Consider the following 15,160-nt stretch of genomic DNA (forward strand, 5'->3'; position numbering starts at 1 on the left):
GCGATCACATGCAAAACTTCCCCTTTTCCCGCCGCCGCTTCCTCGGTTCCATGCTGAGCCTGGCCGGCACCACGGCCGCGCCGTTCGCCCTGAACCTGGCCGCCATGGGCAACGCCGCTGCGCAATCGGCCGGCGACTACAAGGCCATGGTGTGCCTGTTCATGGCAGGCGGCAACGACGCCTTCAACACGGTGCTGGCCACCGATCCCACGTCATGGAATGAATACACGCGCTTGCGCAACACGGGCGCCGCCGATTCCATCCATCTGCCCGGCGTAGGCGAGACGGGCGGCGTCTTGCCCATCGTGCCCGCTACTGCCCAAACGGGCCGCGCCTTTGCCCTGCATCCCCAGCTCGCGCCCCTGAAAGACTTGTTCGACATTGGCCGCGCTGCCGTCGTGGCCAATGTGGGCACCCTGATCAAGCCCGCCACGCTGGCACAGTACAAGGCGGGCAGCGTGGCTTTGCCACCCAGGCTCTTTTCGCACAGCGATCAGCAATCGACGTGGCAATCAGGTTCGCCGGAAGGAGCCAGCACGGGCTGGGGCGGGCGCATCAGCGACGTGGCGGGCGCGGGCAATACGAATGCCATGTTCACGGCCATCTCCGCCGCAGGCAACACGGTTTTCCTCAGCGGACGCCAGGTTCGCCAGTTCCAGGTGGGCCAGTCAGGCGCCGTGCCCATCCGCGGCCTGAGCGGCAGCCTGTACGGCAGCACGGGCGGCGCGGGCGCGCTGCAAGCCATCATCAACGATGCGGGCAGCGACCTGATCGAACAAGAACACGTGGCCGTCGTGCAGCGCGCCATCTCCAGCCAGAGCATTCTCAGCGGCGCCATGCTGGCGGCCGGTCCCGGCGGCGTGCCGAATCCCCCGCCTTATGTCAATCCGAACACAGGCGCGTCCGGCGTCAATCCGCTGGCCGTGCAATTGCAGACGGTGGCGCGCATCATCGGCGGACGCGGCGCCCTGGGGGTGAAACGGCAAGTATTTTATGTGACCCTGGGCGGCTTCGACACGCATGACCGGCAAAAGGCGCTGCATGCCGACCTGATGGCCCGGCTGGCCCATGCGCTCGCCTACTTCGACACGACCCTGGCGGCCCTGCAGGGCGCGGATCTGCGGCGCCAGGTGACGACCTTTACGGCGTCGGACTTCGGCCGCACCTTCAGCAGCAACGGCGATGGCACGGATCACGGCTGGGGCGCGCACCACTTTGTCGTGGGCGGCGCCGCCAAGGGCCGCGACATCTACGGCGCCTTCCCCGTCACGGGCCTGGGCCATGAGCTGGACGTCGGATCCGGCGCCCTGCTGCCGACCACCTCCGTCGACCAGTACGGCGCCACGCTGGCCAAGTGGTTCGGCGTGGCCGACAGCCAGCTGGCCGAGGTGTTCCCGAACATCGGCAACTTCAGCCGGCGCGACCTGGGGTTCATGACGACAACTTAGCCATTCACGGCGATCGTCAGCGTGACGACATAGCCATCCGTGGCATTGCCCGTCACCGTGGCCATCTGCAGGCTGGTGCCGTCGCTGAAGACATTGTCGCTGGCATAGCTGATCTGCGCCAGGTTGCGCACGCTGGCCGTGTAGCCGCTGGCCGTGTAGGCCTCATTCAACGTTGCCATTGGAAAAGTGAACTGCGAGGTCTTGATGCGGTTCGAGGCAGAGGCCGCCTTGGCCAGGCTGGGATAGACCTCGAAATGCACGTGCGGCATGCGCCCCGCATAGCAGCCGGGAAAGATCGTCGTGAAGCTGAGGTTGCCGGCGCTGTCCGTTTCCTGCACGCCGCGCAGGTAATTTTGCGCCGTCACGCCGCTCGAATACAGCGAATACAGGCCGTCGCGGTCGCAATGCCATACATACACGGCGTAACCGGCCAGGCTGGCGCAGCCGCCGCTGGCGTTGAGCAACTGCAGCTTGATGGTGAGCGGCACACCCGCCGCCACACCCGTGGCGCCGTTAAAACTGGCGCGGATATCGCTGCGCACGACACCCGACTGGTTCAGCACGTTAATGATGCTGCCGCCATAGGTGTTCGTGCCATCGGCAGGATACGGCCCGCCCGTTTCCTCGGGAATCACTGTGCATGCGCCCGTGCTGGGTGTCGTGACCCCAGCGGCGGCGCTGCCTGCCGCCGCGCCGCTGGCGTCCGACCCGCCGCCGCAGCTCATCAGGGGCAAGGTGGCGGCGCCGGCCAGCAGCCAGCGCAGCACCTGTCGCCGCTCGGCCGCCTGTTGCCGCATCATTTCGAGGTCGGATGCCAGACCGTGATCATGTAGTTCCATAGATATTCCATCAAGTGGGGCAAGCCCGCCAAGGCGGGATTCAGGCTGGCGCACAGGTACAGCGCCTGCGTCGCATGGCGCGAGAGCGCTTGCAAGCTGCTGCCCGGACGCAAGGCATGGATGCGCATGCTGGCTCTCCCTGCGCTCGCGCCTGCCGCTTACCCGGAGCGCCGGAGGTCGCGCGGACCCTGGCGGCTGTCGTGCCGCTGCTGCACCTGCTGGCGCTGTGCCGGCGTCAGCACGGCCAGCAATTGCTGCTCCAGCCGCGCATGCTGCAAGCTGATCTTCGCCATGGCTTGCGCCGCCGTGTTCGCCAGCGCGCTGGCTTGCGCATCGTCGTAGGCGCTGGAGGCGGCCAGCGCGCGCAGCTGCTCGTGGGCCTTGAAAGCGATCTTTTCCTGTTCCCGCAGCAAAGGCGCCTGGGCGTAGGTGGCGGCAAAAATTTTATCCTGCTGCGCTTCGCTCAGGTCGATGCCATGCAGGAACGGCGGCAAGCCTGGCGCGCCGGGTCCGCCTGGGCCGTGACGGAAGCCGGACGGCGGCCCCGGCATGGCGCGCGGCGGCGGGCCGGCCGGCGCAGCTTCCTGCTGGGCCAGGGCAACCAGCGGCATGCTGCAGGCGCACAACAGCAACAGGGATACGGCGATACTCAGGTATTTCATCGGGCGTTCCTTTCGTGGAGGTCAGCCCTGATTGTCGGCGTCCGGCGTGTAAAGCAACGTCAGGGCCGCGTAAAAGCGTGTAAAGGAAGCTGCGCAAATGTAAGCGGACGTATGTAAAAGCGGGTAAAAGGGCCCAGAGCCGCGCCTGTTGACTGCTATCATCGGGCGATATTCACCCGAAAAAAGCACAGGCATGAGCAAGGTTTTGTTAATCGATGACGACGTGGAACTGGTCGGCATGTTCCAGGAATACCTGACGCAGGAAGGTTTCGATGCCCGCGCCGTGCATGACGGCGAAAGCGGCGCGGCCGAGGCGCTGACGGGCCTGTACGCCATCGCCATCCTCGACGTCATGATGCCGCGCATGAATGGACTGGAAACCCTGCGCCGCATCCGCGCCGGCAGCAACCTGCCCATCCTGATGCTGACGGCGCGCGGCGACGATACGGACCGTATCGTGGGCCTGGAGCTGGGCGCCGACGATTACGTGACGAAACCGTGCACGCCGCGCGAGCTGACGGCGCGCATCCGCGCCATCCTGCGCCGCGCCCAGGCGGCGCCGCACGACAACTCGGGTCTGGCGCCGCTCACCGTAGGGCAACTGACGATGTGGCCGGAACAGCGCCGCGTTTCCTGGGCCGGTGCGCACCTGGAGCTGACGAGCACGGAATTCAACTTGCTGGAAGTGCTGGTGCGCCATGCGGGCAAGCCCGTAAGCAAGAATCAATTATCGGAACTGGGTCTGGGCCGTCCCATGGCCCGCTTCGACCGCAATATCGACGTGCACTTGAGCAGCCTGCGCCGCAAACTGGGCAGCCTGGCCGATGGCCGGTCCTGCCTGCAGACCGTGTACCGTCTCGGCTACCAGCTGATCAAGGAGTAAGCGTGGGCCGTCTGTTCTGGAAGTTTTTTCTGTGCATCATGCTGGCGCAAGTGACGGCAACCATCGGCATCGGCGGCACCTTCTGGCTGAAAAACCGGGCGGCACAGCAGGAGCGGGCCCTCGACATCGACACCAGTCCGCCCGCGCAAATGATCATCGAGGCCGCCAGCGCCACCCTGGAAGCGGGCGGCAGCCAGGCCTTGCGGCAATTCCTGAGCAAGCTCGAGCGCATGCGCGTGTTTGCCGTCGATGCGCGCGGACACGAACTGATGGGCCGCGCGGTGCATCCCGCCATGCTGGCCAAGGCGCGCGCCATGCTGGAGCAAAGCCAGGCCCATCCCGTCGTGCGCACGGTCACCGGCAGCGACGGCCAGCGCTATCTGCTGTTCCTGCCCTCGTCCGAACGCTTCCGCAATGCCGAAGCGGGCGCCGCGCGCGACACCCTCAATGCCGTCACCCTGAGCGGCCCGCGCGCCATGGGAGCCGGTCCACGGCCCCACGAAGCGGGCACTGCGCCGCCACGCGGCGAATTCGGCCGCGGCCCGCCCCCGCGCATGGACACGCCCTACCGCACCTTCATTCCCTTGGGGGCGGCCATTGCCGCCAGCCTGCTGTTTTCTTTCCTGCTGGCCTGGTATTTTGCGCGCCCCATCCGCGACCTGCGGCAAGCGTTCGAGGCCGCCTCGCACGGCAATCTGGCGCCGCGTTTTCACGCCAGCGGCAAGCGCGGCGATGAATTGACGGACCTGGGCCGCGATTTCGACCGCATGACGGGCCGCTTGCGCAGCCTCATGGATAGCCAGACACGTCTGCTGCATGACGTCTCGCACGAGTTGCGCTCGCCGCTGGCACGCCTGCAGGCCGCCATCGGCCTGGCGCACCAGCAGCCGGAAAAGATGGCCGCCTCGATGCAGCGCATCGAACGCGAAAGCGAACGCATGGATAAACTGATCGGTGAACTGCTGACGCTGTCACGGCTGGAAGCCGGCGCCGGGCAAACGGGAGCCGGGCACATGCACAGCGAAGACGTCAGCATCGCCGACCTCGTGCACGACATCGTGGACGACGCCCGCTATGAGGCGCGGGCACGCCAGTTGAACGTCGAACTGGCGGGCGATGCGGCCATGCCCGACGCCAGCGTCACGGGCCAGCCAGAATTGCTGGCGCGCGCCGTGGAAAACGTGGTGCGCAACGCCGTCAAGCACAGCCCCGATGGCGGCACGGTGGAAGTGGAACTGTCGCGCATGTCCGACTGGCTGCGCATCGCCGTGCTGGACCGGGGCCCCGGCGTGGCTGGCGCGGACCTGGCGCGCATTTTTGAACCGTTCTTCCGCGCCAGTAATACCCAGCACAGCACGGATGGACACGGCCTGGGCCTGGCTATCGCCCGGCACGTCATCAATGCCCATGGCGGCCGCATCGGGGCCAGCTTGCGCAGCGGTGGCGGCTTGTGCGTGGAAATGTTGTTGCCTGTCAAAACGCCAGGCTGACCTTCCGGCGAGCCTGGCGCGTGGATGTGTTGTTACGCCTGCGTATCGATGATGCTGCCCAGGGTCGACGCGCTTGACCTGGCGGGACTCGCCACGGTCTCGGCACTGCTGGCCGATTGGGATTCGCCTTGCGCCGCCTTCTGCGCGGCCGCCGCCTGTAGCTGGGCAATTTGCGCCTGCAAGGCCTGGATTTGCTGCGCCAGCTGCTGCTGCAGCTTTTGCGACGCGTCCGTCTGCTCGCCCTTCTGCGACTCCGTCAACTGTTTTTGCGCCGCCGTGATCTGCTTTTGCAGCGCCGCGATCTGCGCACTGCTGCCCGCACTGGCGCTGCCGGCCGCGCCGACTGCGCTGCCGGAACCGATTGCCGCTACCATATTGCCTCCCTGATTATTCAACACCTTATTATCGGCGCGCAAGGTACTCAATACAGGGCGGCAAGTGTAAAGGCGGGTAAAGCCATGTAAAGACGCCGCGCGCACCATCCGATTGCACGCCAGCAAGAAAAACTGGCACACTGGCGCTTCCTGCCTTGACCACGATCCATGATGATGACGCCCCTGCTGCCCGCCCTGCCCGACCTCGTGCCCCGCCAACGCTGCGGCGTGATCGAGTTTCCCGTCCACCACATGCGTGGTGGCACATCGACGGGCCTGGTCTTGCACGGGACCTGCGTGCCGGCCGAGCAAACGCTGCGCGAGGAATTGCTGCGCCACCTGATGGGCGTGCCCCAGTCCGGCCGGCAGCCGGGCAACCGGCAAATCACGGGCCTGGGTCGGGGCACGCCCACCAGCAATAAAGTCTTCCTCGCCGAGGTGGAACAGCATGCGGGCCAGCCGCGCCTGGTCAGCACCCTGGCCCAGCTGGCTGGCGAACACGGCGATATCGACTGGAGCGTGAACTGCGGCAATATGTCGTCCGCCCTGCAACTGTGGGGACTCGACAGCGGCGTGATCGAGGCACTGGCCATCGGCGCGCACGATATCGATATCCGCAACACCAACACGGGCGTCATCACCACCTCGCGCATGGCGCGCGAACGCGACGGCAGCTTTACGGCCGCCAGCATTCCTGGCGTGACCGGCAGCTTCCCCCGCGTGGACCTGTTCCTGCGGCAGCCGGCCGGCGCCAAGACGGGAAAATTATTACCAACAGGCAATGCGCAGGATGTAGTGCACGGTTATGTGGTCTCGTGCGTGGATGTGGCCGTGCCCATGGTCATCGCGCCAGCGAGCCAGTTCGGCAAGACGGCGCACGAGTCCATCGCGGAACTGGAAGCGGATACGGCTTTCATGCAGGCGATCCGCCAGGTGTGGAGCGCGGCGGGACTGCTGATGGGCTTGCGCAAGCGCGATGGCGGGTTGATGACGTTGGCGGAACTGGAACGCAGCGAAACCATCCCCAAGTTCTGCATCGTGGGGCCGGCGGCGGGAGAGGGAAATATTGCGGTGCGTTACTTTACGCCGCAATCGGGCCACGCCTCGCTGGCCGTCTCGGGCGGCTGCTGCCTGGCGGCCGCTTGCCTGATACCGGGCACGGTGGCGCATGCGCTGGCGCGCGGCGTGCCGCCAGTCAAGCAAGCGGAAACAGAGATGGAACTGGGCCTAGCCAACCCGGCCGGCATCCTGGACACCACCATCGTGGCGCGCCAGGACGGGGTGACGGGCAACATCGCCATCGACGGCGCGGCCTACCGGCGCAGCGCGCAAATCTTGCTGCGCGGCCATGTTCCCCTGTACCAGCCGTCAACCGCGCTGAAGGCGTGGCTGCTGAAACAGATTTAAAGCAGGACTGGCGCCCTGCCCGTTCCAGCAATCAATCAGGTCTTCGGCAATGTCACGCCGACCTGGCCCTGGTATTTGCCGCCGCGGTCCTTGTACGAGGTTTCGCACACTTCGTCGGATTCGAAGAACAGCACTTGCGCCACGCCTTCGTTGGCGTAGATTTTCGCCGGCAACGGTGTCGTATTCGAAAACTCCAGGGTCACATAGCCTTCCCATTCCGGTTCGAACGGGGTGACGTTGACGATGATGCCGCAGCGCGCATACGTGCTCTTGCCCAGGCAAATCGTCAAGACGTTGCGGGGAATGCGGAAATATTCCACGGTACGGGCCAGCGCGAAGGAATTGGGCGGGATGATGCAATAGCCCTTGCCCGACACGTCGACGAAGTTATTCGCGTCAAAATCCTTGGGATCGACGATGGTGGTGTTGATGTTGGTAAACAACTTGAACTCGTCGGCGCAACGGATGTCATAGCCATAGCTGGAGGTGCCGTAGGAAACGATGCGGTTGCCGTCGCGTTCCTTGACCTGGCCCGGTTCGAACGGCTCGATCATGCCCGTTGTTTCCGCCATGCGGCGTATCCATTTATCGCTTTTAATCGTCATCGCAGCAGTATCTTTCTAGAATATCGAATGGCTGGGGCGGCGCGCCAGGTGCAGGCGCGGCCCGAATGGCAGGATTTTACGCGAAAATCCGCCGCTGTTGGCCCCCATCCCCTGAAAATCCTTGGCGGAAGGCTATTGTTTCGCCAGCAATGCCGTGATCATCTCGCGCACCACTTGCGCCGTCAGTTCCGGGTTTTCCATGGGAAACAGATGGCCGCCCGGCACCTGGCGGAAAAACTTGCCGACCAGCTTGCGCGTGGCCGTCAAGCCCGCCTGGCGGCATTCCACCGATTCCGTGCCGCCGATAAAACCGATGGGCACGGGCAAACCATCCTTGACGAGGCCGCCGATATGGTGCGGCAAGCTGCGGTAGACCTGCGTTTCCACTTCGCGCGTAAACCGCAGCTGCACCCCGTCCGGATGGGGAGCCAGGCCGCTGTCGATGTAATCGCGCAAGACTTGCGGCGCCCAGATGGCGAACATGTCCTTGGCCGCGAAGTGTTCATATGCGGCTTGCGCATCGGGCCACAGCTTGCGCCGCCTGGCGGAAAAACGCGAGGGGGAAAACCGCTCGCCCAGCGCCGTGTTGCGCGCCAGGCGCACCAGCAAGGCGCGCCAGCCCGCCACCACGGGCGAATCGAGCAAGACCACGCAACGCACAAGGTCGGGCCGCTGCTTGGCCACCATCACGCTGAGCATGCCGCCCAGCGAATGGCCGACGAGGATCACGGGCGCGCTGTAGCGGCGTTCCAGGTCGTCGATGTACTCGCGCACCAGCTCGGGCCAGCCCGTGCTGACGGGGTAATCCGGATCGTGCGCATGCATGTCGAGCGCCTGCACGGTGTAGTGCTGGCCCAGCAAGCCGAACAGCTTGCGGTAGGTGCCGGCAGGGTAACTGTTGGCGTGGGCAAAGTGCAGTTGCGGGAGGGTCATCGTGGGACGAGGCCGGTGAATGCGATAGGCAATTGTAATGGCATGCCGGCAAGACGGATCAGAGGAAGACCTCTAATTTGCGGGCTGGCAGCGGGCGCGCTGGCGCCATGCCGGGCACGAACGAGGCCAGTACGTCGCCCAGCTCGGCGTTGGAATCGACCACGCAAAAAGCATCGTCAAACGCATGGTGACGGTTCATGGGATTGCGCACGACGATGCATTCCAGCCCGGCCGCCCTGGCGGCGCGCAAGCCGCGCGGCGAGTCTTCCACGGCCACGCAGTCGGCGGCGGCCAGGCCCAGGCGCTGCAAGCCCAGCTGGTAGCCGTCGGGCGCCGGCTTGCTCTCGCCATACATTTCGCGCGTCAGCACGAAGTCGAAGTGGCTGAGCAAGCCCGTGGCCGCATGGCTGATGCGGAAATGTTGCTCATAGGCGCTGGTGACCACGCCCATGGCCACATGCGGGCGCAGCGCCGCCAGCACTTGCCCGATGCCGGGGATGTCCAGCTGCCCCGCCTGGCGCAGGCGTTGCGCAAACAGCTCGGTGCGCTCGGCGCGCAGGCGCTCGACCAGCTCGATGGCATGGCCCTGTCCCAGCAGCAGATGCCAGGCGCCGTAGTTATTGTCCAGGAACCAGTCAAAAAATTGCTTCGGCGTCAAGTCTATGCCGTAGGGCAAGAGCAAGTCGCGGTTGCTTTCGTAAAACAGCTGTTCGGTATCGACCAGCACGCCATCGTTGTCCCACAGCACGCCCTGGATGGTTTTCATGGCTTGTTGTCGTTCAAAAACTTACTTGAAGAAGATGTCGTAGGACAACTTCACGATCAGCAGCACCAGCAGCACGAGGAAGAGGATGCGCACGAAGGCGGCGCCGCGGCGCACGGCGATCCAGGTGCCCGTCAGGGCGCCCAGGATATTGCACACGGCCATGGGCGCTGCCACCGCGTAGACCACGTGGCCGGCGGGAATGAAGAAGGCCAGCGCGGCCACGTTGGTGGCGATATTCACCAGTTTCGAGCAGGCCGAGGCGAGGATGAAATCGAAGCCGAAGACGCGGATGAACAGGAAAATCAAAAAACTGCCCGTGCCCGGCCCGAACAGGCCGTCATAAAAGCCGATGGCGCCGCCGATGACGATGGCGAGGAGGCGCTCGCGCGGGCCGATGGGGCGCGCTTCGCGCGTCGTGCCGAAATCCTTCTTGATGAAGGTGTAGATGGCCATGATGATGATCAATACCAGCACCATGGGGCGCACCACCTGCTGCGGCACGTAGGACACGGCGGCCGCGCCGATGAAGGACATGACGAAGGCGCTGGCCACGGCGGGCAGCACCAGCAGCCACGGGATGTGCACCTTGCCGACAAATGAGCGGGCGGCAAACGTGGTGCCGCAGGCGGACGCCAGTTTATTCGTGCCCAGCAAGGAGGTCGACGCCATGTTCGGCATCAGGTTGAACAGGGCCGGCAGCTGTATCAGCCCGCCCCCGCCCACGGCGGCATCGATCAGGCCAGCAAAGAAGGCAAATAAACACAGCAGCGAGATGGTCAGCATGATAGGCAATATGGAATGGGCGACAGCGGCAGTATAGGCGTCAGACACTTTTTCCGATGCAACTTCAAATTGCGGAAAACGCAATCAGGCGTAACGCTTGACGGAATGCGCCCCATGCGGTCTACTGGCCTCTTTTGCCGGGAGTGACGCGATGTCGATGAAACTGATGTGGGAGATCCGCGCCTTTTGCACCGTGGTGGAAAAGCGCAGCTTCATCCACGCGGCGCGCATGCTGGGACGCTCGCCGTCGGCCGTCACGCGCGCCATCCAGTTCCTCGAAGACGCCATCGGCGCCGAGCTGATCCTGCGCACGCAAAAGCAGTTCACCCTGACGACGGCCGGCGAAACCTATTACGCGTCGGCCAAGCACTTGCTGGAAACACAGGCCGAGGCGGAAGACCAGCTGGCAGAGCTGAGCAACTCGCCGCAAGGCTGGGTGCGCCTCTCCGCGCCGGAAATTTTGTCGCTGGGCTTCCTGCCGAAAGTGGTGGCGCAATTTTCGCGCGACTATCCGAACGTGTCCGTGGACATTCATTTCTCGGACAAATCGATCGACCCCATCCAGGAAAAGCTCGACTTTGCCATCCGCGGCGCCTTCCCCCAGTCCAGCGAGCTGATCGGTTATCCCCTGTGGAACTACCGCCGCTACATGTACGCCTCGCCCGAGTATATAGAACGCATGGGTGCGCCGGACGAACCGGAAGAGCTGGCCGGCCACGACATCATCATGCACTCGGCCCCCCGCATCCTGCGCGACTGGCATTTCGTCTCGGCTACGCGCAACGTGCGCTACCAGGTGCAGCCCCGCTTCCGTTTTACTTCCGGCATCGCCACTTTTCAAGCCGCCCTGGAAGGCGCCGGCATCGTGCGCCTGGCCAGCTGGCTGGCCGAGCCGTTTGTCGCCGCCGGCACCTTGCGCCGCGTCTGCACGGCATACCGGCTGACCTCATCGAAGGAGCTGGACCCGAGCATCCATGCCGTGTATGGCACGTCGAGGATGGCCAAGGGGGCAAGGTTATTTCTGGAATATGTGCGGCAGCGAGGGCTGGAAATACCCGATGAACGGGCAAGTTAGCATCTATTTCGCGGCGATGACGTCGCTATACACGGCGAACTGCGCGCCATCGAAAACAAAGGCGGCCACCTCGCGCATGCCCAGTCGTTCATGCGCACGCAGCGAGCTGATATTGTCGCGCCGGATGAACAGCACCGCCTCCGCACCCCCATGTCGCGCCCGCATGACAGAGTACAACAGCGCCAGCAAGCCCTGCCCCCGCTCCGAGTCCGCGATGCAGACGGGGCCATACACATAGGCCTTGTCACTTCCCCGATACGCGGCCAGCATGGCCAGCACCACGGGCGCCTGCGCGGCGGCAGCTGCAGCGCTGAACAACACGCCAACGACAGGCCCGTCCGCTGCGCGCCGCGCCACAATGACGGGCGATTCGCCATCCGCCATGCTGGCCACCTTGTCGCGCGAAAACTCGCCCGTCAGGCTGCTGCCGTGCGATGGGGAATTAGCTTGCAACAAGGTCGTGATGGCGTCGATGTCGGCGGCCTGGGCCAGGCTGATCAGATAATGGCTGCTTAAATGTAACAATCAACGCTCCTCGATTGGGTTCTTCCGTTGAGATGCTGCTGAAGCGAATATGAAAACAGCTAGTGTGCAACTGCACAGTCCGCCACCTTGCTGGCCTTGGCGGCATCGGCCACCTGTACGGCGCTGCGCTTGACATCTCCCCACAGGTAAAAGATGAGAAAAATTCCCACCAGTGGAAAAATAAAGTGCAGGACCTCGTACTTTTTTTGCGGTGCAGGACACTCTTCGCCAGCGCAGCTCTTCTTTCGCCATAGCCCCACCACGCCGTAGCGACATAAATAAATAACTGCGTTCATCGTCACTGCGAGTAGCCACACTATCGAAATAATAAGGAGGCTGAATAACCATTGTCCGATATTCGGCAGAAAACTCGTCGTCAGCACGTCCGAAAAGACGAGCGACAATAACATCCCGGTGCTAATTGACACTGTATGCGAGATGCCATGTATGACAGGCACCAGCACTTTCTGCCTGAAAAAATGCCCCCACTCGGCAGTCAACAACATGGTGCATGCCACCAGAAAAAGGACAAGATTGAACAAGGGTGCTGGAATATCCTGGTAATGCACAATGAATTTGCGCTGTAGCGATTTGGCCATGTCATTGACAGGCTGATCAATCGTAAATTGCAATCCAAACAAGATCAAGCCAGTAAACAAGCCGCTCGCGATACCAATACCCGTATGCTGTATCGCCTGCGCCAACGCTGGCGAAATCCCCTCCACATAACGTAACCCCTGATCCCACCGAATCAAACGCAAGCGCCGGTAAGCAGCGTCGGCCTTCGCCAACCAGCGTTCGAAGGGATTGCATTCATCGCACATAATGGGTCTCCTGTCCGGCATCCGATGAGGCGCACTGCCTTATCGCCCATGCCAGTACCGTGGCCGGCTGGCCCGGTACAACGTCGCATCGATATCTTCGCCAAATTCCAGCACCACCGCCCCCGTTACATCCGTGCGCAGCCGCGCAATGCCCATGTCGCCATAGCGCGCATACACTTGCGGCTTCGGATGTTTGTAGCGGTTCCGGTGCCCGACCTGGAAAATCGCCAGGGCCGGATGGACGGCGTTCAGAAAGGCCGGTGTCGACGAGGTGCCGCTGCCGTGGTGCGGCGCCAGCAGCACGTCGGCGGCCAGGTCGCCATCGGCCGAGCGCGCCAGCAACTGTGCTTCCTGCGCCGCCTCGATGTCGCCGGCCAGCAAGATGGCATGCTTGCCTGCCGTGATCTTCACGGTGCAGCTGCGGGCGTTCGGCGTCAAGCTGATGTCCGTGTGGCTGGCGGGCAAGGGGTGCAGCATGGCAAAGTGCACGCCTTCCCAGGTCCAGCGCTGGCCCGCCATGCAGTGCAGATACGGACGCCCGGCTTGCCGCCGGGCCTCGACGGCCGGATGTCCATCGAACAGCGACGAGGCAAGCCAACCCACTTGCACGTTCTCCAGCAGAGAGATAGCGCCGCCCGCGTGATCAAGGTCGCTGTGGGAAATGATCACGCCGTCGAGCGTAGCGATGCCCCGTGCGCGCAGATACGGCACGATGACGCGGCTGGCGCCGTCGGAATCGAGGCTGTAGGCGGGCCCCGTGTCGTACAACAAGCGGTGTCCATGCGTTTCCACCAGCACGGCCATGCCTTGCCCCACATCAAAGGCCGTGATCCACATCTGGCCCGGCGGCGGGCTGGACGGCAAGGCCGTCAACAGGGGCAGCCAGCCCAGCATCCCCGCCCAGCGCTGCGGCCATCCGCGCGGCGCCAGCAGCCAGGCCGTGCCGAACAGTGCCCAGCAAAAACTCCACATTGGGGGCGCGGGCGCCGTCCAGACGGCGAAGCGGCGCGCGCCCAGCCAGTCCAGCACCTGCGCCAGCATCTGCACGATGGCATGCGCCAGCAGCAACAAGCCGTCGCACAAAGGCGCGGGCAGCAGGCTGCCCGCCAGCGACAAGGGCGTGACGACCAGGCTGATGACGGGAATGGCCAGCGCATTCGCCACGGGGGACACGAGCGAGACTTGCGAAAACAGCAGCATCGTCAACGGCACCAGCCCCACCGTCACCACGTATTGCGTATGCGCACCGAGCGCCACGGCCGCGCGCAGGCGGCGCCAGCGGCTGGCGTTTTCCGGCAAAGGCGCCGTGGTGCGGCCCGCCGTCGCGTACAGCATGGTGGCAACGGCGCCGAACGACAGCCAGAAACCGGGCCACAGCAAGGCCCAGGGATCGAGCAGCACGACCACGCCCAGCGCCAGGCACAGGATATGGACGATGCTGGTGATGCGCCCCAGCCACAGGGCCAGCGCCACCACCAGCAACATATATAAAGTGCGCTGCGCGGGCACGCCGAAGCCGGCCAGCAGCACGTACAGGAACGCCGCCAGCGCGCCAGCCAGCGCCGCCACCTTTTGCGCCGGCAGCAGCAAGGGCAGCTGCCGGTCCGTGAAAAACGAGCGCCGCCACAGCGCGCCCGCCCCGAGGGCGAGCAGTCCCGCGATCATCGTGATGTGCAGGCCGGAAATCGAAATCAAATGACTGACGCCCGTGCGGTTGAACACCTGCCAGTCCGACTGGGGAATGGCGCGCTGATCGCCCACCACCAGCGCCACGATCACGCCCGCATATTGCTTGCCATCTAAACTGTGCGCGATGCGCGCACGCAAGGCCGCGCGGCTGGCCTCTACCACGTTGCCGAAACCGGGCACGAAGGCCGCCAGGCGGACGTTCGGCGTGTCCGCGCGCGGCTGCGGCCGCACGTAACCGGTGGCGCGCACGCCCTGCTCCACCAGCCACGCTTCGTAGTCGAAGCCCATGGGATTCGCGTTGCCGTGCGGGCGCTGCAGGCGCACCGTCAGCCGCCAGCGCTCGCCCGGCTGCACGTCGCCCACCTCGTTCGTCACCTCATCGCGAAAGCCCGCGTACCAGGACAGGGCGATCAGGGGCGGCACCTTTGCATTGAGTCCCTTCTCCACGGCAAAATTGAAGCGCACGCCCTGCTCGAAGCGGTACGGCAAGCTGGCCACCGTGCCCGTCACGACGATGTCCTGCCCCTCGTCGGCCAGCGCCAGCTGCGGCGTCATGGCGGACTGGGCCAGCCAGGCGGCCCAATAAAAGCCCAGCCCCACGCCGGCCGAGAGCGCAATAGCGGAACGCCAACCGGAACGCCAGCGCGCGTGTCGGCACAACAGCCGCGCCATCAGCAGCGCCGCGCCAGCGATCACCGACAGCAGCGCGCCCGCGTGCGGCGGCAAGCTTGCCTGCGTCTGCAACCAGGCGGCACCAGCGGCAAAGCCGAGTATCAGGATGCGCATGGGAAGGCAGAATCAAGGCAAAATCGGCTCGCAGCGAAAGGGGCTCAGCTACTGTGATCGCTTTCCACGCC

16 protein-coding genes are annotated in these 15,160 nt (G+C 64.5%); 5 read left to right on the plus strand and 11 right to left on the minus strand.

Annotation, left to right across the window (positions count from 1 at the left end; all coding sequences use genetic code 11):
• Positions 1–8: 8 nt before the first annotated feature.
• Positions 9–1,448, plus strand: a complete 1,440-nt coding sequence (locus tag IGS60_RS26860; RefSeq protein WP_230506709.1) for a DUF1501 domain-containing protein — start codon at positions 9–11, stop codon at positions 1,446–1,448.
• Here IGS60_RS26860 and IGS60_RS26865 read toward each other — a convergent pair.
• From IGS60_RS26865 to IGS60_RS26875, 3 genes are read right to left on the minus strand one after another with little or no spacing between them, the layout of a single operon-like run.
• Positions 1,445–2,287 carry an intradiol ring-cleavage dioxygenase gene (locus IGS60_RS26865; protein WP_230506710.1) on the minus strand — a complete coding sequence of 281 codons (843 nt, stop codon included), beginning with the start codon at positions 2,285–2,287 and terminating at the stop codon, positions 1,445–1,447. The two genes, IGS60_RS26860 and IGS60_RS26865, sit on opposite strands and share 4 nt — an antisense overlap.
• Positions 2,245–2,415, minus strand: coding sequence for a hypothetical protein (locus IGS60_RS26870; RefSeq protein WP_162995707.1), 171 nt, complete (start codon positions 2,413–2,415; stop codon positions 2,245–2,247). The genes IGS60_RS26865 and IGS60_RS26870 overlap by 43 nt, the downstream gene beginning before the upstream one ends.
• Positions 2,416–2,445: 30 nt before the next feature.
• The gene (locus IGS60_RS26875) at positions 2,446–2,949 is read right to left on the minus strand and encodes a Spy/CpxP family protein refolding chaperone (RefSeq protein ID WP_230506711.1); all 504 of its coding nucleotides are present in this window, start codon (positions 2,947–2,949) and stop codon (positions 2,446–2,448) included.
• Positions 2,950–3,142: 193 nt separating this feature from the next.
• Between IGS60_RS26875 and IGS60_RS26880 the strand changes: the two genes are divergently transcribed.
• Both IGS60_RS26880 and IGS60_RS26885 read left to right on the plus strand, forming a co-directional pair.
• A complete protein-coding gene (locus tag IGS60_RS26880; protein ID WP_070310889.1) occupies positions 3,143–3,832 on the plus strand; it encodes a response regulator transcription factor in 690 nt (229 codons plus the stop codon).
• 2 nt (positions 3,833–3,834) lie between these two features.
• Positions 3,835–5,322 (plus strand): cell wall metabolism sensor histidine kinase WalK, encoded by a 1,488-nt coding sequence (locus tag IGS60_RS26885; protein ID WP_121669788.1) that lies wholly within the window; start codon positions 3,835–3,837, stop codon positions 5,320–5,322.
• Between the two features lie 32 nt (positions 5,323–5,354).
• Here the strand turns inward: IGS60_RS26885 and IGS60_RS26890 are convergent, their stop codons facing one another.
• A complete protein-coding gene (locus IGS60_RS26890) occupies positions 5,355–5,696 on the minus strand; it encodes a FlxA-like family protein (RefSeq protein WP_230506712.1) in 342 nt (113 codons plus the stop codon).
• A 168-nt stretch (positions 5,697–5,864) separates the two neighbouring features.
• Here IGS60_RS26890 and IGS60_RS26895 point away from each other — a divergent pair, with 168 nt between their 5' ends.
• Complete coding sequence (locus IGS60_RS26895) at positions 5,865–7,103, plus strand: PrpF domain-containing protein (protein ID WP_230506713.1); 1,239 nt, start codon at positions 5,865–5,867, stop codon at positions 7,101–7,103.
• Positions 7,104–7,138: 35 nt separating this feature from the next.
• Here the strand turns inward: IGS60_RS26895 and dcd are convergent, their stop codons facing one another.
• The 4 genes from dcd to IGS60_RS26915 form a co-directional block, all read right to left on the minus strand.
• Positions 7,139–7,708 (minus strand): dCTP deaminase, encoded by a 570-nt coding sequence (gene dcd, locus IGS60_RS26900; RefSeq protein WP_034755486.1) that lies wholly within the window; start codon positions 7,706–7,708, stop codon positions 7,139–7,141.
• Between the two features lie 132 nt (positions 7,709–7,840).
• The gene (locus tag IGS60_RS26905; RefSeq protein WP_230506714.1) at positions 7,841–8,641 is read right to left on the minus strand and encodes an alpha/beta fold hydrolase; all 801 of its coding nucleotides are present in this window, start codon (positions 8,639–8,641) and stop codon (positions 7,841–7,843) included.
• 58 nt (positions 8,642–8,699) lie between these two features.
• Positions 8,700–9,407 (minus strand): HAD family phosphatase, encoded by a 708-nt coding sequence (locus IGS60_RS26910; RefSeq protein ID WP_230506715.1) that lies wholly within the window; start codon positions 9,405–9,407, stop codon positions 8,700–8,702.
• 21 nt (positions 9,408–9,428) lie between these two features.
• Positions 9,429–10,190, minus strand: a complete 762-nt coding sequence (locus tag IGS60_RS26915) for a TSUP family transporter (RefSeq protein WP_086139670.1) — start codon at positions 10,188–10,190, stop codon at positions 9,429–9,431.
• Between the two features lie 151 nt (positions 10,191–10,341).
• On the opposite strand from IGS60_RS26915, the gene IGS60_RS26920 reads away from it, so the two are divergent.
• Positions 10,342–11,265, plus strand: a complete 924-nt coding sequence (locus IGS60_RS26920; protein ID WP_230506716.1) for a LysR family transcriptional regulator — start codon at positions 10,342–10,344, stop codon at positions 11,263–11,265.
• A 3-nt stretch (positions 11,266–11,268) separates the two neighbouring features.
• Here IGS60_RS26920 and IGS60_RS26925 read toward each other — a convergent pair whose 3' ends face one another.
• From IGS60_RS26925 to IGS60_RS26935, 3 genes are read right to left on the minus strand one after another with little or no spacing between them, the layout of a single operon-like run.
• Positions 11,269–11,790, minus strand: a complete 522-nt coding sequence (locus IGS60_RS26925; protein WP_230506717.1) for a GNAT family N-acetyltransferase — start codon at positions 11,788–11,790, stop codon at positions 11,269–11,271.
• Between the two features lie 59 nt (positions 11,791–11,849).
• Positions 11,850–12,614, minus strand: coding sequence for a hypothetical protein (locus tag IGS60_RS26930; RefSeq protein ID WP_230506718.1), 765 nt, complete (start codon positions 12,612–12,614; stop codon positions 11,850–11,852).
• Positions 12,615–12,653: 39 nt separating this feature from the next.
• Positions 12,654–15,089, minus strand: a complete 2,436-nt coding sequence (locus tag IGS60_RS26935) for a DNA internalization-related competence protein ComEC/Rec2 (protein ID WP_230506719.1) — start codon at positions 15,087–15,089, stop codon at positions 12,654–12,656.
• Positions 15,090–15,160: the final 71 nt, after the last annotated feature.

This window comes from Janthinobacterium sp. FW305-128 (genome assembly GCF_020858135.1).
Lineage (GTDB): Bacteria > Pseudomonadota > Gammaproteobacteria > Burkholderiales > Burkholderiaceae_D > Janthinobacterium.